Origin of the sequence: Streptomyces sp. SP18BB07 (assembly GCF_036322545.1) — a bacterium.
GTDB classification, from domain to species: Bacteria; Actinomycetota; Actinomycetes; order Streptomycetales; family Streptomycetaceae; genus Streptomyces; species Streptomyces deccanensis.
In genome coordinates, this window is sequence record NZ_JAQYWT010000307.1 from 76,397 (window position 1) to 95,584 (window position 19,188).

The window sequence follows — 19,188 nt, forward strand, 5'->3', positions numbered from 1 at the left end:
CCCCCCGCCCCCAGCGGAGCGCTACCGCACCGGCACGGGCGTCAGCGCGACCGCCAGCGGATAGGCGCCGGTGGTCAACGGCGTCCCGGCGGTGCCGGTGGCGGTGTCGACCGGCACCAGCCTGTTCCCGTCGGCCGTGGTCACGTACGCCGTGCCGCCGTCCCAGTCCAGGCCGACGTCGAACGCGGACCTGCCGACGGTGATCTGTTCGCCGGGCGCACCGGTCACGGTGTCCACGGGCGTGACGTAGTCGCCGGTACTGGGGCTCACCCACAGCGTCCGCCCGTCCGGTGACAGTCCGAGCCCGTACGCCTGGCCCGACACGAGCAGCGTCGGCCCGGTGTCATTGCTCGCGGTGTCGATCGGAGTCACCGTCGACCCACCGGAGTTGGACACGTACACCGTCTTCCCGTCCGGCGCGGCGACCACGTTGAACGGACGGGGCCCGACCGGGATCGCCGCCCCGGCCCTCCGGGTGCCCAGGTCGACCGGCGAGACGGTGTTGTCGTGGATGTTCGCCACGTACAGCGTCCGCCCGTCCGGGGTGATCGCCATGTTCTCCGGCCCCGCCCCGACAGCGACCGTCGCGCCTGCCTCGAGCGTGCCCGTGTCCACCGGCTGCACCGTGCCGTCCGTGTAGTTGGCGACCCACAGCGTGCCGCCGTCCGGCGTCAGCGCGAGCCCGGCGGGGACCCGGCCCACCGCGACCGTGGCGGTGACCTCGCCGCTCGCCACGTCGATGACGCTCACCGAGTTCGAGCCCTGGTTCGCGGCGTAGGCGGTACGTCCGTCGGCGCTCGTCACCACCTCACCCGGGTTGGCGCCCACGGCGATCTGCGTGCTTCTGCCGGAGGACAGATCGATCGAACTCACCGACGCCCCACTGAAGTTGGCCGTCAGCGCCCTGGGCGTGCCGTCCCCGTCGGTGACCCGCACCGGCAGCGCCCGGTCGAGGACGCCCGCCCCGGACACCACCACGGAATGCACGCCCTCGGAGACACCGGTCAGGGTGACCTCGGCGGACGCATCGCCCCCGGCGGTGACGGACACGGTCCCCTCGGCGGGCGAGGCGGTGACACCGTCCGGCACGTCGAGCTTCCAGCCGACCGTCCGGTCCGTCGCGCTGGAGAAGCGGAGCCTCACCGTCTCGGACGCCCCGGGCCGCAAGGAGAGCGAACCCGGGGCGAAGGAGGCGTCGACGCCGGGATCGGGCGCGTGCCGCAGCATCGCCTGGTACAGGAACTGGTCCATCACCCCCGGCGACACCTGCTGCGGTATCGCGTCCAGCCTCTTGCGCTCGCTCCGCAGCCGGTTCCAGTACGTCGACACCGCGTCCGCGTCACCCCGTCTGCCGGCCAGCAGCAGGTCGACGGCGGTCAGCCCGGCGGTGCCGTACGCGCCGGTCTTGTCCAGCCAGGGCGAAGTCTCCTTCAGGAACCCGGGGTTGGCGAGGCGGGCCCGCAGCTCGGCGGGGGTGGCGGCCATGTCGGTGAAGTACGACCGGAGCGCGGCGGACGCTCGGTCGAGGCCGCTGTCCTCCTCGTAGGCCGTGCGGAACGCGGCGATGAGCTTGCCGAGGGTCGGGGACTCGGTGGTGTCGAGCTGGGACGAGTAGCTGTTCTCCGCGAAGATCCGCAGCCATTTCGCGGCACCCGGCCCCGCCAGATCCCGGACGGCGGCGAGGAAGGCCGCCCGGGGGTCGTACGCGTCCGCGTTCCACAGATAGGCCGCCGACGTGAACAGCGCGAGCTTGCTCGCCTCGGCCTGGACCATCGGATTGGCGGTCACACCGACGGACTCACGCGCCACACGGGCCTCCCGACCCGTGTAGGGGCCGAGCAGGAGACGGCTGGTGACGTAGTCGTTGACCGGGTAGTTGTCCCAGACCAGTATCGGATGCCCGTACACCTCACGGGCCTGGCGCAGCTGCGCGGCGGTGATCGTCGGGGCGATCACCCCGACCCCGGTCCACTCCACGACCACGTCCGGGTCCAACCGCTCGCGCAGCGCCTTCTTGTACGGGGTGTCCGCGAGGTCGGAGTACTCGGTGGGGACCATCTCCAGCGGATCGAGCCCGGGGCGACCGGCGGAGAACTCCTCCCACACCCGGTTCAGCAGTTGCGCCTGAGCGGTGCCGGCGGCCCCGCCCCCGCTGCCGAAACGGTCCTCGTCCGCCGCGCAGTTCCACTTGGTGTAGCTGATGTCGTCCAGCGGGATCGCGAAGGAGCGCACCCCGATGTCGTACAGCGAGGCGAACTTGCGCACCAGCGCGCTGATGTCACCGTCCGAGGAGTAGCAGACCGACAGTCCGGGGGAGAGGGCGTAGGTGAAGCGGACGTGGTTGGCGGCGGCCCGCTCGACGAGTTCACGCACCTGCGCGAGCCGGGCGGCCGGGTACTCGTCGCGCCACCGCTCCCGCAGATACGGGTCGTCCTTGGGGGAGTACACGTACACGTTCTGCTTGGTGCGTCCGTAGAAGTCGAGTTGGCTCAGCCGTTCGGCGTGGGACCACGGGGTGCCGTAGAAGCCCTCGACGACACCGCGCAGCGCGGCCGTGGGCCAGTCGCGGACGGTCACCTCGGGCAGCTGTCTGCCGATGAGGAGTTGGCGGAGGGTCTGGGCGGCGTAGAACGTGCCGGTGGTGTCGGCGCCGGAGAGCGCGAGCAGGGCACGGCCGGAACCGCGGCCGGAGGCCAGCACGTACCCCTCGGCGGGCAGCCCGGCCGGGGACCCGGCGCCGAGGCGCCGCAACGCCCCCTCGGTCGCCGGGTTCTCGTCGGGGCCGCCGACGTAGACGGTGAGTCCGGCGGCCGGCGGACGCTTCCCGGCCGGCACGGTGACGATCCGGTCGGCCCCGGCGGCCCGCAACGCGGCCTCGACGACCTCGCGCGCGGAGGGGTCGGTGTCGGGCCCCACGACCTCCACCACCTGGTCGGGAACGGTGATCCGGCGCCCGTCGCCCTCGATCTGCCGGGGCGTCGGCCACACCTCGGGCACCGACGGGGTCTTCGGGGCGGAGGGCGCGGCGGTGGCGGTGGCGGAGGCGGAGGACGGGAATGAGGGGAGGCTCAGGCTCAGGGCCAGCAACAGCGCCCAGGGGAGACGCCGGGAGCGTGGAAGGAAGGAGGTGATTGAAGCCATCGAAAGAGGTTAGAGGTGCTGAATCAAGCATTCAATAGCGCGGATGCTCCTTGTGCTGCTTCGAGGTACAGTAAACGTTTACTGGATCTCCTGAAGAACGTTTACCGCCTACCGCTCGGACGCTGGAGCCCACCATGACCGTCACCCACCTGCGCTGGGGCAGCGACGAGTTGTCGCTCCCCCTGTCCCTCGACCCGGCCGGCCCCGCGTGGCTGCCGGCCGTGGGAGAGGCGCCCGGCCTGCCGGATCCCGACCGGGAGGCCGAGCGGTGGGAACGGCTCGCTGCACGGGCGCGAGGAGGCGCACGTCGACGGGGTGCGCACGCTGCGCCTCACGGATGGCGGACGGGGTCACAGGGCTGCGCGCGACCGCCGTGTACCGGCTGCGCGAAGGCATACCCGTGCTGCACGCCGAGGCCCATGTCGAGAACGCGGGCGATTCCGCGATGACGTTGGAATACGTTTCCTCCCTCACTCTCTACCTACAAGACGTACCGCCACCTCCCGCCGACCGCCCGCCCCCACTGGCCCCTCGGTCTGCCGGGCTGGCGCGACGGACGGCTCGCCCTCGCGCTGACCGCCGAGGACGGCACGACCCTGCTAGGCACTGTGGCGGCGCGAGGGGGCGCCCGAGACGGTGACGTTGGCGCTGCCGCACGTCGAGGGTCGGCCCCGCGTGCTGTTCGAGGCGGGAGAGCCCACGGCGCTCGACTGGGACGAGTCCGCTCGCGTCCTCAGGGCGGGCCTTCCGACGGAGGGATCCGCCGCGCTGATCGCCTTCGGGGGTCCCTTCGTGCATGTGTCATGAAGGCGGGCCGGCTCGGTCATGAGGAGGGAAAATCTGTGCGGATCCGCCGACGGTCCGCACAGTGGGGCGGGATAAAAAGGGACCATGACTGAACGCGAGGGCCCGGCAGGTGGCGTCGACGACGTCGACGAGGTGACGCGTGCGGTGCTCACCGCGTCACGGCTGTTGGTCGCGATCTCCGCACGGTCGCTCGCCGCCGTCGAGGAACGGGTGACGCTGCCGCAGTTCCGGATGCTGGTGGTGCTGTCCGTGCGGGGCGCCACGAAGCTCGTCGTCCTCGCCGATCAGCTCCAGGTCGCCCCGTCCACCGCGATGCGCATGGTCGACCGGCTGATCGCCGTCGGGCTCGCCGACCGGCAGACCAACCCCGACAACCGCCGTGAGACCCTGCTCCGGCTCACCGACGAGGGCCGGCGCGCGGTCGAGGAGGTCATGGCCCGGCGGCGCGCCGAACTCGCCACGGTCGTCGAGCGTCTCGCCCCGAGGCAACGGGCGGCGCTCGTGGACGCGTTGACCGCGTTCAACGCGGCGGGCGGGGAACCGGCGGCCCCGGCGGCGGACGACGCGGAGCCGTATCCGCTCGGCTGGGACACCGGGATGGACCGAGCCATCTGACCCGCTGACCGCCGCCCCGGCCGTGGGGCGGCTGGTCACTTGGCGTCGTCGTGGCGCCGAGTGGGTGTCGCCAACGGCGCCACGACCCGTGACGCCGGCGCCCGCCTCGGCTTCCAGTCCAGTACTCCGCACCGCTTGGCGCGACTTCGGCATCTGGCCAATGCAAGCGGGACCAGGCAGTCGGGGTACTCCTCGGTCGGTTCCTCCAGAGGGTCGACGTTGCGGGCGGCAGCCACGACGCGGTCGCCGCCCGCCAAGGCGGCCTCGTGGGCCGGACCACTCCTGGCGCAAGGAACGGTCCCGGCAGGCAATCCTCGCGGCCACCCGCGCCCTGGTCGCAGAGAAGGCGTACGAGACGGTCACGGTCGAAGCCATCGCTGCCCGTGCCGGCGTCGGCAAGCAGACGATCTATCGGCGGTGGCCGTCGAAGAGCGCGGTCGCCTTCGCCGCCCTTCTGGCTCTGAGCGAGGATGCGGACGGGCAGTCGGTGTCCGCTGACCGCCGCACACGCCGACTCACTTGTCGACGCGACTCTCAGAGCTTTCGGCCCCTGAACAGGAGCGAGTCCGACAACCGCACAGCTCGGCCCGGTCGGCTCCCGCCCCCTGAACGCCCGTCATCAAGTGTTCAGCCGCGATGCGGTAGTGCCGGAGACGTAGATGGTGACTCCAGGACCTGACCGCTTTTGGTCGCGCAGGCCTGCGGCTACAGGGTCTGCACGGGGACCGTGAACCGGACGCTGTCGGCGGAGGCGACCAGGCCGCCTCCCCACGCCCGTACGACGGCTGGCCTGGCTGGCGCCCTGCGCCGCGATCAGCCGGGGAACGCCTCAGAGCGACTGCGGCGGCTCGGCCTCGGGCAGGTCCCGCTGCCCCACGACGCGTTCCACGAGCTCCAGCCCTGGCGGTCAGCCGCTCACCTGGAAGAACTCCTGATGGCCAGCGGGGTCCTGCCCGCCGTCGGCAAGTACGTCTGCTCCTTCCAGCGCTGGCTGCCCGGTCATCTGGCCGATATCACCGATCCCGAACACGCGAAGACGATCAGGCTCTTCGCGAGCCGGCGGGTCCTTCCCCGGCTGCCGGCGCGAGCCGACCGGGGCCACATCACACCCAGCATCCGCCGCTTCGCCGCAGAGCAGATCGCCACCCGACTAGCCACTCTGAGCGAAGACGAGCGCCTGGACGCCCTCGGCCGCCTGCTGACCCACCGGACACGCCAAAGAACCTCCGTGTCGCCGGCATGATCGTGTTTCTCTACGCCCAGCTGCTCACCCGGATCGTCCGGCTCACCGTCGACGACGTCGTGCACGACGGAGAAGCAGTACTTCTCGGTCGTGCACGACGGAGAAGCAGCACTTCTCCGTCTCGGGGAACCGGCCTCACCCGTCCCCGAGCCGGCGGCTTCCCTGCTGCTGGACTACATCGCCGACCGCGACAACATGAACACCGCAACCAACCAGGCATCACCCTGGCTCTCCCCGGCCGCGGGCGGGCCAGCCCTTCCGCCCCGACCACCTGTCCGCACTTCTCAATCGCTTCCACGATCAACAGCACCGACAGCACACGATGGTTGGACATGAGAGCCCTCTGCCATCTGTCCATCGAGGCTCCCCTGCTCTGCCCCGGACTCACTTGATGAAAACAGCCCTCGCGATCTCATCGGGGGCGGCGCCGGCCTCCGCGACCAGTTCCCCGTCGGCGGACCAGATGCCCGAACGGCCGGACGTGCGGGCAAACCCGCCACCGGTCGGACCCGCGAAGGCCGCCGTGACGACCCACACACCGTGGTCGGCTGCGACCCGGCGGGCGCGCTCGCCGTGGACCTCAGCCTCGTGATCCGCGTGGACAACCCCGGCCACATACCCGTCGATCCCCAGCGCGGCCGTCTTCGCGGCATGCTCAGGGATACCCGTGTCGCGGCAGACGGCGAGCCCCAGCCGCCACCCGTCCACCTCGATCACGGCGGGCTCCCCCGGCACAAAGCGGGCGGCCTCGCTGCCATGGAGGTGCACCTTCCCATAGGCCACGCGCGCACCGTCTCCCCCCACAGCCAGGATGCCGATGCGCGGACCCGGCACAGGCGCGCCGACCAAGGCAAGCGCCCCCGTGTCCGCGCATGCGGCGACGATCGGAGCCAGCCGTTCATCGTCCGGAACGACGGGAACGGCGTCCAGCTCGTATCCCGTCAGCGACATCTCGGGGAAGACCACCACTCGCGCGTCGGCCGCCCGAACGGCCTCCGCATGAGCCACCGCGTTGGCCCTCACGTCGTAAGCCGTGCACCTCGGCTGCGCTACCGCAATGCTCAACGGATGCTTCACCCCGAACTCCCCTCGTCGCATCCCACGAGCACCCTACAGAGCGGCCACACAGTGCTCCCCGGCCTCGTCACCCGAAGTCACTGTTCGAGGCTGCCGGTGGACCGATACGCGACAGTTGAATACGAGAGCCCACCAGTACCGAGGGCCCCCTCCTGCCCTCAGTCGCGCAGCCCGATCGTCCCAGTGTGCGAAACGGTCATAGGGTGCTTACGGGGCGCGGTGCTCCCGCTCTCCCGGCCCGGTCTCGATCGTTCTTGACTTGGTGTCGACCCGATGCCCACCCGACTGGACCCGACTGGACCCGACTCGACCCGAACAGCGAGGACGTAGAGGGCGTATGAGCGCGCAACCCGCCGTCTCCCGTGAGGAGTTCGACGCACTCTTCGAAGCGGTCCGTACCTGGGGGCGCTGGGGCCAGGCCGACCGTGGCGCGTGGAACCGGGTGACCGAGGACCATGTGCGGCGCGCCGTGGGAGGGGTGCGGTCCGGCGTGGTCGTCCCGATGGCACTGCCCTGGAACACCCGGTCGGGCCCGGACAACCAGAAGCCCGCCCTGCACCACATGACCGACCTCGGGGACGTGGAGGGCCCCGAGCCGACGACCCACAAGGACTTCATCGCCGCCGACTACCACGGCAAAGCTGTCACCCACCTCGACGCCCTCAGCCACATCGCCTACGCGGGACTGCTCTACGACGGCAGGCCGGCCCGCGAGAACGTCGGCGCCGCGGGCGCCCGCTTCGGCTCGGTGGCGGCGCTCGGGCCCCTCGTCACGAGGGGGGTCCTCCTGGACCTCCCCACCGTGCTCGGCGTCCCCTGGCTGGAGCCGGGACACGCGGTCCGCGCCGGGGACGTCCGTGCCGCGGAGGAGGCGCTCGGCGTGACGATCGGCGAGGGCGACGCGGTGCTGCTGCGCTCCGGACACGTCCGCCGCCGCGAGGAACTCGGTGCCTGGGATCCCGGTGCGGCGAGCGCGGGGTTCCACGTGGACGCCGTACCCCTGCTGGCCGAACGGGGTATCGCGCTGCTCGGTGGGGACGGGGACAGCGATGTGCGGCCGTCGCCCGTGGCGGGCGTGCACTCACCGGTGCACGCCCTGGCCGTGACCGCGATGGGGGTGCCGCTGCTGGACAACCTGGACCTGGAGGCGCTCGCCGACGCGACCGCCGAGGCGGGGCGGTACGAGTTCCTGCTCGTCGTCGCCCCGCTGAACGTCCCGGGCGGCACCGGTTCGCCCGTCAACCCGGTCGCCGTTCTGTGACGCCGGTCCGAACGGCCGTCGGGACCGTCGTTTCCCCCGTCCTCGGCCCTGCCGCATCGGCCCGCATCGGCACGCCTCGTCCCCGCCGCACCGCCCCGCCGCACTGTCCCGCCCCGCCCCGAGCGGTTACCGGGCGTGAGGGCACCCCTGAACCGTGACTCATGTTGCTGATGCCCGTATCCTCGTCAATGCCAGATATTTCCGATAAGCGGATTGTCCAGGGCGCGAGTGAGGCCAGCGTGGTGCGGTCCGACGGCGAGCCGATACCCACGGGGCGTGCGACAGACGGCACGGGCCCCACCCTTTTCCGCGAGCGGTTTCTGCAGGGCGAGCCGCTCGAATCGGGCGTGCGCGCCTCGATCCTCGACTCCTGGCGGCGCTGCCGGTCCCTGGGCCTCTCGCCGGACCGCTCCGACCCCCCTTTCCGGGACGACTTCGACCGCGACGACCGGGTCGCCCGTGCCGCCGCGCCGGTGCTGGACCGGCTGGAGTCCAGGTTCGCCGGCAGTGCCATGAACATCTCCATCGCCGACGCGAACGGCACGGTACTGCTGCGCCGCTTCGGCGAGGCGTCCCTGGCCAGAGGGCTCCCGGACATTCAGACCGTGCCGGGGTTCGTGTTCGCCGAGCGGTTCGCCGGCACCAACGGCATCGGTCTGGCCCTCGCGGAACGGCGGCTCATCCGGGTCTACGGTGCCGAGCACTTCGCCGAACGCTCCCAGGGCAGCGCCTGCCGCGCGCTCCCCGTGCGCGACCCGCTCAGCGGCCGGATCGAGGGCGTCCTGTGCTTCGGATATCCGCGCGGCTTCGAGAACCCGGCGCTCTCCACCGTGATCCGCAAGGCGGCCGCGGCCATCGAGCGGCGACTCCTCGGGCAGAGCTCCGCGCGTGAGCGCTCCCTGTTGCGGGCGTACCTGGACGCGGGGGTCGAGGCGGGCGCGGGCCCGCACCGCGTTCTCGGCGTCGACGAACTGGTCCACGGGCTGCGCCCCGTGGACCGGGCGACGCTCCTGGAGAAGGCCGCCGAGCTGATCTCGCGCGCGCAGCGGGCGGCCGTCGAGGTGTCCCTGACGGACGGCCGCCGTGTCACGCTCGTGAGCCGTCCGGTGACCAGTGCCTCCGGGGTGGAGGGCGTCGCCGTCGAGGCCGTCCTGCACGACTTCTCCCGGCACGAAACCGTCACCGCCCCCCGCCTGGTCGAGCCGGTGCTCAGCCTCACCGCCGGGCCCGCGAGCCCGGTCACGCCCGTCACGCCGCTCGCGTCCGCCGACGTCTCGATCGTCCAGCGCGGCCGGAACACCCCGCTCGCCGTGGCCCCAGGCCCGCTCTCCGTCGTACCGGCCCCGGGCCACCTGCGTGAAGCCACACCACTCGGCAGAACCAGGACGGGCATCGACGGCGCCACAGCCGAGCACCGCCCCGCCGACACCCCGCCCGGGGCCCACGCCCCCGACGCCCGCCCCACCGCAGAAGCCACCACTGAAGGTCCGCGGCCCAACGCCGACGGCCCCCGGCCCATGGCGGACGATCTACCGCGCACCCCTGAGGGCGCCACCTCAGCCCCCGGCGCCCCGCCCACCACCTCCGCCCCGCCCACCGCCACCGCCCCGCCCACCGCCGACGGCCTCCCGGCCGGCCCTCCGGACGGCGGTCGTTCCGGCTCGTCGGCCTGGACCTCGACCTCGACCTCGACCTCGACGTCGGCGTCGGTGCCCGAGAGGGGTCTCCTGATGGTGGGGGAGCCGCACGTCGGCGGCTACGCGCTGGCCGCGCGTCACCGGCTGGAACTGCTGTCCGAGGCCAGCGCCCGGATCGGCACCACCCTGGACGTGCGCCGCACCGCCCAGGAGCTCGCCGAGACGGCGGTCCCGCGCCTCGCCGACTTCGTCACCATCGATCTGGCCGAGCCCGTGCTGCGCGGCGAGGAGGCCGCGAACCCCCGGAGTGACCTGCGGCGCACGGTGGTCCACGGCATCCGCGACGACCTCCCCTTCAGCCCGGTCGGCAAGCAGGTCGACTACGGTCCGACCGTCCCGCAGCTGCGCTGCCTGACCAGCGGCGAGGCCGTGCTGGAACCGGACCTGAAGACGGCGGCCGGCTGGCTCGCGCAGGACCCCGAGCACACCGAGCGACTGCTGAGCCACGTCCACTCCCTCATCGCGGTGCCCCTGGTCGCCCGAGGTGTCGTCCTGGGCGTCGCCGCCTTCTACCGTGCCCAGGACCCCGCCCCCTTCGGGGACGACGACCGCTCCCTGGCCCAGGAACTCGCCACCCGCGCCGCCCTGTCCATCGACAACGCCCGGCGCTACACCCGCGAACGCACGATGGTGCTTGCCCTCCAGCGCAGCCTGCTCCCGCAGGGCCTTCCCGACCGGGACTCCGTGGAGGTCGCCCACCGGTACCTGCCCGCCGAATCCGACGTCGGCGGTGACTGGTACGACGTCATCCCGCTCTCCGGCACCAGGATCGGCCTCTTCGTCGGCGACGTCGTCGGCCACGGCATGCTGTCCGCGGCCACCATGGGCCGCGTCCGCACGGCCGCCCGCAGCTTCGCCGAACTCGACTTCCCGCCCGACGAGGTCCTCACCCACCTCGACAACCTCGTGGGACGACTGGACCGCGAGGACCCCGTCTCCGACGGCGGCGGCCTCATCGGCGCGACATGTCTGTACGCCGTCTACGACCCGACCTCGCAGCAGTGCACCCTGGCCCGCGCCGGCCACCCGCCGCCCGCCCTGGTCCAGCCCGACGGCACCGTGTCGTTCCCCGAGCTGCCCGCCGGGCCCCCGCTCGGCCTCGGCGGCCTGCCCTTCGAGGCCGTGGACGTCCAGCTGCCGGAGGGCAGCACCCTGGTCCTCTACACCGACGGCCTCATCGAGGACCGCGAGCGCGACGTCGACGTGGTTCTCGACCAGTTGCGCGCGGCCCTGGCCCACCCCGAGCACACCCCGGAGGAGACCTGCCGGGTGGTCCTGGACACCGTCGCGTCCCCCCACCCCGGCGACGACATCGCCCTGCTCGTCGCCCGCACCCACGCCTTCGACCCGGGCCGCGTCGCCACCTGGGAGCTGCCCGCCGATCCGGCCCGCGTCAGCGACGTCCGCGCCGCGGCCCTGCGGCAACTGACCGACTGGGGGCTCGACGAGGCCGCGTTCGCCGCCGAACTGGTGCTCAGCGAGCTGATCACCAACGCGATCCGCCACGGCGCCGGACCCATCCGGGTACGGCTGCTCCGTGACCGCTCCCTGATCTGCGAGGTCGCCGACACCAGCAGCACCGCCCCGCACCTGCGCCGGGCGGCCACCACCGACGAGGGCGGACGCGGCCTGTTCCTCGTCGCCCAGCTCTCCCAGAGCTGGGGCACGCGCTACACCCCGGAGGGCAAGGTCATCTGGGCCGAATGCGGCCTGGACGGCACCTGAACCGAGCCCAGAGCCCCACCTCCAGCCCAGCACGGCCTCTCTGACCGGCGCCTCCTGACCCGCCTGCCCCCTGACCCGTTGGGGTCGGCCCCCGTGACCAAATGTCGCTAATAGGGCGAAAGCCGCGAATAAAGCGAAATCGGCGGTTAGCATCGCTGGCGCAAGTCGAAGTCGGGAAGAACCCGCCAGGCCGACCCCCGGAGCTGTCCGTGCACGACGCTCACGACACCTCTGCGCAACCGGCCCCGCCCAGCGCGGCGGAGCCGCTGGTGCGTGTCCGCGGCCTCACGAAACGTTTCGGCGGAACCCTCGCACTGGCCGGGGTCGACCTCGACGTCCACGCGGGCAGCGTGCTCGCGCTCCTCGGCCCCAACGGAGCCGGAAAGTCGACCCTGATCAAGATCCTGGCCGGTGTCCACCACGCCGACTCCGGGTCGATCACCGTGGAGGGACACCCGCTCGGGAGTCACGCCGCTTCCCCCCGCATGTCCTTCATCCACCAGGACCTCGGACTCGTGGAGTGGATGACCGTCGCCGAGAACATCGCCCTGAGCACCGGGTACGCGCGCCGTGCCGGACTGATCTCCTGGCGGCGCACCCGGGACCGCTGCACCGAGGCCCTGGCGCTCGTCGGCGGCACCGTCGACCCGGACGCGCCGGTCGCCCGCCTCGCCCCCGCCGAACGGTCGCTGGTCGCCATCGCCCGCGCTCTGGCCACCCGGGCGGGACTCATCGTGCTCGACGAGCCGACCGCCCGCCTCCCCGCAGCGGACTGCGCCCGTCTCTTCCGCGTCCTGCGCACCCTGCGCGACCGGGGCCACGGCATCCTCTACGTCAGCCACCGTCTCGACGAGGTGTACGAGGTCGCCGACACCTTCGCCGTCCTGCGCGACGGCCGCCTCGTCAGCCAGGGTTCGACAGCGGGCCACAGCCCACTGCGCCTGGTGCGCGACATCACCGGCGAGGAACCACCGGGCCCACGCCCCACCCGGCCACCGTCCACCTGGGCACCGCCACCCACCCCGGCACCGCCCCCCACCCCAGCAGTGCTCGCCCTCGACCGCGTACAGACATCCGGCGCCGGACCGGTCGACCTGGAACTGCGCGCCGGGGAGGCCGTCGGTCTGGTCGGGCTCTCGGGCGCCGGACACATGGACCTCGGCCGAGCACTCGCGGGGGCCCGCCCCCTCCTTGGCGGACGCGTCCTGCTCGACGGTGCCCCCTACCGCCCCCGAACCGTCACCGACGCCGTCGCCCGTGGTGTCGCCCTCGTCCCCGGCGACCGGCAGCGGGAGGGCTGCCTCCCCGAACTGACCGTACGGGAGAACCTCCTGGCCAACCCCCGCGCGGGGGACGGGCCCCCACCGCGCTGGATCGCCCCCCGCCGGGAACGCGCCGTGGCCGCCGCCCTGGCCGACCGGTTCTCGGTGCGGCCCCGGGACAGCGAGGCGGCCATCGCCACCCTGTCCGGCGGCAACCAGCAGAAGGTGCTGATCGGCCGCTGGCTCCGGACCGGACTGCGGCTGCTGATCCTGGAGGAACCGACGGCGAGCGTCGATGTCGGCGCCAAGGCCGCGATCCACCGCCTCCTGGACGAGGCACGGGCCGAAGGCCTCGCGGTCCTCCTCATCTCCACCGACTTCGAGGAGGTGACGGGAGTGTGCGGGCGCGCCCTGGTCTTCGTCGGGGGAGCGGTGACGGCCGAGCTGCGCGGCCCGGCGCTCACGGTCGCGGGCCTGACCCGGGCGGCCTCGGCCATGCCCCCCTCCGGCACCGCGACGCACCCGTGACGGCCCCGCCCTCCCCGCCCGCACCGCGCCCGCGCCGCCCGCGCCCGGCGCACCGGCTCGGCGCCCGAGGCGGCCCCGGCGGCCCCGGCGGGCACCTCATCGGCGCCTACGGTCTCCTCGGCCTCACCGTCCTGCTCGTCCTGGTCTTCTCCCTGGCCCTGCCGCGCACCTTCCCGACTCTGGACACCCTCGACGCGATCCTCTCCACCCAGTCGATCCCGGCGGTCCTCGCGCTCGCCGCCATGGTCCCGATCGTGACCGGCGCGTTCGACCTCTCCATCGGGTACGGCCTCGGACTGGCGCACGTGATGGTGCTGTACCTCATCGTCGAGGCCGGCTGGCCGTGGCCGCTCGCCTGCCTCGCCGTGATCGCCGGGGGGACGGTCGTGGGCGTCCTCAACGGGGTCATCGTCGAGTTCGGGCGGATCGACTCCTTCATCGCCACCCTCGGCACCGGCAGCATGATGTACGCCGTCACCGGCTGGATCACCGACGGCGGCCGGATCGTCCCGGGCCCGCAGGGCCTGCCGCCCGCCTTCACCGACCTCTACACCTCCACCTTCCTCGGCCTCCCGGTCCCCGCCTTCTACGTACTGGCCCTCGCCGCCGTCCTCTGGCTGGTGCTGGAGCGGCTGCCGATCGGCCGGTACCTGTACGTCGTCGGGTCGAACCCGCGCGCCGCCGACCTCGTCGGCATCCCCGTCCGCACCTACACCGTCTGCGCCTTCGCCACGTCCGGCCTGATCGTCGGCCTCGCGGGCGTGCTGCTCGCGGCCCAGCAGCAGATCGGCAATCCGAGTGTCGGCCTCGACTATCTGCTGCCCGCCTTCGTCGGAGCACTCCTCGGCTCCACCGCGATCAGACCGGGCCGCCCCAACGCATTGGGCACCCTCGTCGCGGTGGCCGTCCTCGCCGTCGGCCTCACCGGCATCGCCCAGATGGGCGCCGACTTCTGGACGGTGCCCCTGTTCCACGGCGGCACCCTCCTCCTCGCCGTCGGCCTCGCCGGGTACGCCGCCCGCCGCCGGATGCGCACCGGAGTCTTCGCGTCCCGTGACGCGCCCGCCGCGACACCGGATGCGCCGCCCGCACCGCCTCGGGACGGCGCCCCGAACGACCGAGGCCCATGAACGACCGAGGCCCAGGAACGAGCCGCCCCGACCAGGCCGCCCCACCCTGCCGCTCGTCCTGGCCGCCCACCCGGCCGCCCCGCTCGGCCACGGCCCACCGCGGCCGCAGACCCCGGAAGCGTTTCCCGCTCGTCCCTCCGCGAGGAGTCCTCGTGCGCCACACCCTCGTGCACCACCACCGCAAGGCCCGCTCCGGCACGGTCAGGGTCCGCCACGCGGCGGCCGCCCTGCTGACCGTGGCGGCCTCCGTCGTGCTCGCCGGCTGCGAACGCGGATCGTCGGGCGGCCCGGACCCCTCCGCCACGGGCACGAGCGGCTGCCCCGCGGCCCAGGCCAGGGCCGAGGCCGCCGTCAGCCGGGCGGAGCGCGACGACGTCCCCTGGAACGGCCCCACCTCCGGCCCCAGAGCCGTCTCCGGCAGGACCCTCGTCTATGTCGCGCAGACCATGACCAACCCCGGAGTCGCGGGCGCCGCCGAGGGAGTGCGGGAAGCCGCGCGGGTCATCGGCTGGAACCTGCGGGTGATCGACGGCGGCGGTACGCCCGCCGGCATCCAGGCCGCGATGAGCGAGGCCGTGACGCTCCGCCCCTCCGGCATCGTCATCGGCGGCTTCGACCCCAACTCGACCTCGACACAGATCGCACGGGCCGAGCAGGCCGGCATCCCGGTCGTCGGCTGGCACGCGGTCGCCGCCCCCGGCCCCAGCCGCCGCCCCCCTCTCTTCACCAACGTCACCACCCAGGTCGAGGACGTGGCGAGGATCAGCGCCCGATGGGTCATCGCCACCTCGAACGGCGACGCCGGGGCCGTGATCTTCACCGACGCGTCGATCCCCTTCGCCAAGAACAAGTCCGAGCTGATCAGAGAGGAACTCGCGACCTGCGCGGGCGTGGACCTCCTGTCGTACGTGAACATCCCGATCCCCGACGCGAGCACCCGCACGCCCCGCGAGGTCTCCTCGCTGCTCTCCCGTTTCCAGGACCGGTGGACCCACTCGGTCGCCATCAACGACCTGTACTTCGCCGACGCCGCCCCAGCCTTCCGCGCGGCCGGCAAGGACGGCTCGGGCCCGCCGTTCAACATCGGCGCGGGGGACGGCGACCCCTCCGCCTTCCAGCGCGTCGACAGTGAGCAGTACCAGGCGGCCACCGTCCCCGAACCGCTCACCCTGCAGGGCTGGCAGATCGTCGACGAGTTCAACCGCGCCTTCTCCGGCAGCCCCGCCAGCGGCTATGTGGCGCCCGTCCACATCAGCACGGCCGACAACAGCGACGGCGCCACGAGCTGGAACCCGTCGGGCTACCGGGAGGGGTACCGGAAGATCTGGGGCAAATGACGCCGCCACCCCCTCCTCGGCCGGTCAGAGCCGCAGGACGATCAGCGCGGTGTCGTCGGTGTTGCCGGCCGGCGGCAGCAGATCGGCCAGCAGGGCGTCGGCCAGGCTCTCGGGGTCGTGCTTGCGGTGGTGGGCCAGGGAAGCAGCGAGACGTTCCAGACCGGTGTCGATGCTCTCGGTACGGCGCTCGATCAACCCGTCCGTGTACAGCACCAGGGTGGAGTCCTGGACGAAGGGCGCGCGGGCCTGGGGCCGCGGCACCTGACGGGGCCGGGCGGCGAGCGGCGGGTCGGTGGCGCCGTCGAGGAAGGTGACGGTGCCGTCGGGGTGCACCAGCGCGGGCGGCGGGTGGCCCGCGCAGCTGTAGGTGATGGTGCGGTCGTCCCAGTCGATGAAGGTCGTCACGACCGTGGTCGACTCGGCCCCGTCGACGGAGCGGGCGTAGCGGTCGAGGGCCTCCAGAGCCTGGGCCGGACCGTCGGCGACGCGCGTGGCCCCGCTCAGGGCGCTGCGCAACTGCCCCATGGCGCAGGCGGCCGCCAGGCCGTGGCCGACGACATCGCCGACGGCCACCGCCAGGCCCTCGCCGTCCAGCCCGACCAGGTCGTACCAGTCGCCGCACACGTTCAGCGCGCCGATGGCCGGCCGGTAGCGCACGGCCACGTCGTGCGACCCGGTGGGGCCGGGCGGGGGCAGCATCGCCGCCTGCAGCGCCAGGGCCACCTCGCGCTCATGGGCGTGCGCCGTGCGCAGCCGTTCGTTGACCTCCTGCAGTTCCCGGGCACGGGTGTAGAGCTCGGCCTCCAGCACCCGGGCCCGGGTGTCCTCGCCCGGACCTCCCGAAGCCGGACCGTCCGGACCACCCGGGGCGTCCCCGCCGGCCCGGCTTCGGGCGCGGATGAGTTCGGTGACCTCCTCGACCCGGTGCACGATCAGGGCCACCTTGCCGTCGGGGCCCAGGACGGGGGCGTTGACCGGGCTCCAGTAGTGCTCCTGCCAGAGGCCGGGCCGCTGCGGGTCTTCGATGTCGTAGCGGAGCAGCGCCATCGTGTCGCGCTCACCGGTGGCCACCGTGCGCAGCATCGACGCCTCCGTCTCCCGCATCCCGGCCGCGGCCGGTTCGTTCGGGTTCTCGGGGAAGACGTCGAAGATGTAGCGCCCGAGCAACTGTTCGCGGCTGCGTCCGGCCAGCCGCAGGAAGTCGTCGTTGGCGTCGACGTACACCAGATCGGGCGTCAGCAGCGCCACCATGCCGGGCAGGGCCCGGAAGACCTCCGCATAGTCGATATGCGGTTCCCTCATGTCCAGCCTGCCTTGGCGCCGAGCGTCGGTGTGCCGTTCCACGATAGGCGCGAACCGACCACAGGACCCACCACTCCGCAGCACAGACGCCGCAACCTTCCGGATCCCCCACGCGGCCGCCCCACGAAAGAGTGACGCCGTCGTGCGAACGGGCCTGGCCCGTCCTCCCCGGCCCCCGGGGCGGCGGACCAGGCCGGATCCGACCGGTCAGAAGATGCCCGGGCCGGGGGTCAGGACGCCGCTGGGGTCGAAGCGTTTCTTCCACGACGTGAACGTCTCCCACATGGAGCCGTAGTGCGCCCGCCAGTCCGCCTCCGTGAACGCGCACGCGCCGTGGGGGTAGCGGACTCCGCCGACGGCCGCCGCGTCCTGGTAGAAGCGGTAGTTGCGGTCCGTCATGCGTGAGGCGAAGTCGGGGTCGGGGCCGGAGCGGGCCGCGTCGGTGAGCACGCTGACCAGCCAGACCCAGGGGCCGCTCGTCCCGTCGGGCAGCCGCAGCAGCGGTCGGCCGTGGCTCGCGCGCAGCATCGGGAAGACGAGGCCGAAGCCGGTCGGCCCGAGGTCCTCGGAGGTCAGCGACGGGAACACCGACTCGACGTACTGTTCGACCGCGCCGTCCGGCAGGAACAGATCCGACCAGGGCTTGACCTTCGCGTCCCAGTCCAGGTTCGCCGCGAAGGCGTCGTACATGTTGGTGACCAGGGATATGTAGTCGAGGTAGGAGTAGTCCTCGAAGGCGGCGGAGGCCGCGGCGGGGCTGAGGCCGCGGAGCAGACGGGACCCGTCGGGGGTTTCCCCGGCGTTGTGGAAGACGGTGGCCCACAGGACCAGGGGCTGTGCCGTGCCGGGCTGAGGAATGCTGCCGAGCGAGTCGAACTCGCCCCGGTTCGCCAGGACGCGGATGTCCTGGAAGAACGTCGGGATGTCCGGGTAGCCGATCCGGTAGGTGCGGGCCCGCTGCTTGGCCGGCACCAGGTCGACGGTGGCCCGGGTGATGACGCCGCACTGCCCGAGTCCAGCGAGTGCCGCCTCGAACAGGTCGCTGTTCTGCTCGTCGGAGCACCACCTCAGCCGGCCGTCGCCCGTGACCACCTGGAGCCGCCGGGCGTGGTCGACCTGTGCGCCGACCCGGTAGGACGACATCATCCCGATCCCGCCCATGGACAGGGTCCCGCCGACCGTCGTCCTGGTGTAGCTGGTGATCGACGCCGGGGTGAGGCCTTCCTGGTACGCGGCCTCGATCAGGTCCTTCCACAGCACACCGGCGTCGACGTCGGCGCCGTCCGTGCCGATCGAGTGGATCGTGTCCAGTGACCGCATCTCGACGACCAGCCCGCCGCTCACGAGCGGTTGGCCGAACATCGCGTGGTGGGCACCGGCCGGGGCGACCTCGATGCCGTGGTCGGCGCAGAAGCCGACCATCTTCCTGATGTCCTGCACCGACCCCGGCCGCAGCACCGCGCACGGCGTCCGGAACACGATGTTGCCCTGGTCGTGCGCGTTCGCCGCGAGCGACTCCGCGTCGAACACGAGCGTCCCGTCGAGGGACGGAGCCGAGGCGAAGGACGTGCTGTCCGCTGCCGCCGCCTCGGTCACCCACTGCCGGGTGAGCAGATCGAAACCGGCCACGAGCGCCAGCGTCCCGGCTCCGAACCGGGCGAGGAACTGCCGTCTGTCGACGGGACCGCTCTGTCTTTCTGTCATGACAGCCTCCGTGATGTCGACGCGGCGGTTCGTCGGCACGCCGCGTCGGGTCTGTCGTCCTGTCGTGGGCGGGAGTCGCACTCGACCGGTACTCGACCGAACCGGCTCGATGACACCCCGTGCTCATCACCAAGAGCGATCTCCCCCTGACAATCCGCTTACGGCTCATCATGACTTCCCGGCGGCCCGGAGCGCGATGGGGTCGGCGGGCCTGAGGTGCCCGGGGAGGTGGCGTGAGCGCTCGCCGAAGTGGATTTACCTCAAGGTGCGGCCAAAGCCCCTATACGGCCTTGTTCAGGCTTGATCGTGTGCGCGCCGCGCCGCTCAACCTTCGCAAGGACCACGCAGGTTGACGATCC

13 protein-coding genes are annotated in these 19,188 nt (G+C 72.5%); 9 read left to right on the top strand and 4 right to left on the bottom strand.

The features are described 5' to 3' along the window. Positions 1-21: 21 nt before the first annotated feature. Positions 22-3,141: a beta-N-acetylglucosaminidase domain-containing protein gene (locus tag PUR53_RS19805; RefSeq protein WP_329909102.1), complete on the bottom strand. Its 3,120-nt coding sequence runs from the start codon at positions 3,139-3,141 to the stop codon at positions 22-24. Positions 3,142-3,777: 636 nt separating this feature from the next. On the opposite strand from PUR53_RS19805, the gene PUR53_RS19810 reads away from it, so the two are divergent. The 4 genes from PUR53_RS19810 (at position 3,778) to PUR53_RS19825 (ending at position 5,806) form a co-directional block, all read left to right on the top strand. Next, a complete protein-coding gene (locus PUR53_RS19810; protein ID WP_329909103.1) occupies positions 3,778-3,948 on the top strand; it encodes a hypothetical protein in 171 nt (56 codons plus the stop codon). 84 nt (positions 3,949-4,032) lie between these two features. Next, positions 4,033-4,563: a MarR family winged helix-turn-helix transcriptional regulator gene (locus PUR53_RS19815; protein WP_329897441.1), complete on the top strand. Its 531-nt coding sequence runs from the start codon at positions 4,033-4,035 to the stop codon at positions 4,561-4,563. Between the two features lie 160 nt (positions 4,564-4,723). Next, on the top strand, positions 4,724-5,242 hold the full coding sequence (locus PUR53_RS48240; protein ID WP_443078116.1) for a TetR/AcrR family transcriptional regulator: 519 nt from the start codon (positions 4,724-4,726) through the stop codon (positions 5,240-5,242). A 48-nt stretch (positions 5,243-5,290) separates the two neighbouring features. Beyond that, complete coding sequence (locus PUR53_RS19825; protein WP_329897440.1) at positions 5,291-5,806, top strand: hypothetical protein; 516 nt, start codon at positions 5,291-5,293, stop codon at positions 5,804-5,806. A gap of 384 nt (positions 5,807-6,190) precedes the next feature. On the opposite strand, the gene PUR53_RS19830 is transcribed toward PUR53_RS19825, so the two are convergent. Continuing rightward, entirely contained in the window at positions 6,191-6,883 is a 693-nt protein-coding gene (locus PUR53_RS19830; RefSeq protein WP_329897439.1) for a carbon-nitrogen hydrolase family protein, read from the bottom strand. A 337-nt stretch (positions 6,884-7,220) separates the two neighbouring features. Here PUR53_RS19830 and PUR53_RS19835 point away from each other — a divergent pair, with 337 nt between their 5' ends. The 5 genes from PUR53_RS19835 to PUR53_RS19855 all read left to right on the top strand — a co-directional run bounded on the left by PUR53_RS19835 (position 7,221) and on the right by PUR53_RS19855 (position 15,823). Further along, entirely contained in the window at positions 7,221-8,144 is a 924-nt protein-coding gene (locus PUR53_RS19835) for a cyclase family protein (protein WP_329909104.1), read from the top strand. A 239-nt stretch (positions 8,145-8,383) separates the two neighbouring features. After that, a complete protein-coding gene (locus PUR53_RS19840; protein WP_329909105.1) occupies positions 8,384-11,566 on the top strand; it encodes a SpoIIE family protein phosphatase in 3,183 nt (1,060 codons plus the stop codon). A 209-nt stretch (positions 11,567-11,775) separates the two neighbouring features. Next, positions 11,776-13,356 (top strand): sugar ABC transporter ATP-binding protein, encoded by a 1,581-nt coding sequence (locus PUR53_RS19845; protein ID WP_329909106.1) that lies wholly within the window; start codon positions 11,776-11,778, stop codon positions 13,354-13,356. Next, the gene (locus PUR53_RS19850) at positions 13,353-14,486 is read left to right on the top strand and encodes an ABC transporter permease (RefSeq protein WP_329909107.1); all 1,134 of its coding nucleotides are present in this window, start codon (positions 13,353-13,355) and stop codon (positions 14,484-14,486) included. The genes PUR53_RS19845 and PUR53_RS19850 overlap by 4 nt, the downstream gene beginning before the upstream one ends. Before the next feature lie 152 nt (positions 14,487-14,638). Beyond that, positions 14,639-15,823 carry a substrate-binding domain-containing protein gene (locus PUR53_RS19855; RefSeq protein ID WP_443078115.1) on the top strand — a complete coding sequence of 395 codons (1,185 nt, stop codon included), beginning with the start codon at positions 14,639-14,641 and terminating at the stop codon, positions 15,821-15,823. A 24-nt stretch (positions 15,824-15,847) separates the two neighbouring features. Here PUR53_RS19855 and PUR53_RS19860 read toward each other — a convergent pair whose 3' ends face one another. Together PUR53_RS19860 and PUR53_RS19865 are read right to left on the bottom strand one after the other, a co-directional pair. Then, on the bottom strand, positions 15,848-17,125 hold the full coding sequence (locus tag PUR53_RS19860) for a PP2C family protein-serine/threonine phosphatase (RefSeq protein ID WP_329897434.1): 1,278 nt from the start codon (positions 17,123-17,125) through the stop codon (positions 15,848-15,850). Positions 17,126-17,332: 207 nt separating this feature from the next. Continuing rightward, positions 17,333-18,829 carry an FAD-binding protein gene (locus PUR53_RS19865; protein WP_329909108.1) on the bottom strand — a complete coding sequence of 499 codons (1,497 nt, stop codon included), beginning with the start codon at positions 18,827-18,829 and terminating at the stop codon, positions 17,333-17,335. Positions 18,830-19,188: the final 359 nt, after the last annotated feature.

What these genes read in the sequence shown, in the direction of transcription:
- PUR53_RS19805 (WP_329909102.1), bottom strand. Translation starts at nt 3,141, where the DNA reads ATGGCTTCAATCACCTCCTTCCTTCCACGCTCCCGGCGTCTCCCCTGG.
- PUR53_RS19815 (WP_329897441.1), top strand. Translation starts at nt 4,033, where the DNA reads ATGACTGAACGCGAGGGCCCGGCAGGTGGCGTCGACGACGTCGACGAG.
- PUR53_RS48240 (WP_443078116.1), top strand. Translation starts at nt 4,724, where the DNA reads ATGCAAGCGGGACCAGGCAGTCGGGGTACTCCTCGGTCGGTTCCTCCA.
- PUR53_RS19835 (WP_329909104.1), top strand. Translation starts at nt 7,221, where the DNA reads ATGAGCGCGCAACCCGCCGTCTCCCGTGAGGAGTTCGACGCACTCTTC.
- PUR53_RS19860 (WP_329897434.1), bottom strand. Translation starts at nt 17,125, where the DNA reads ATGAGGGAACCGCATATCGACTATGCGGAGGTCTTCCGGGCCCTGCCC.
- PUR53_RS19865 (WP_329909108.1), bottom strand. Translation starts at nt 18,829, where the DNA reads ATGACAGAAAGACAGAGCGGTCCCGTCGACAGACGGCAGTTCCTCGCC.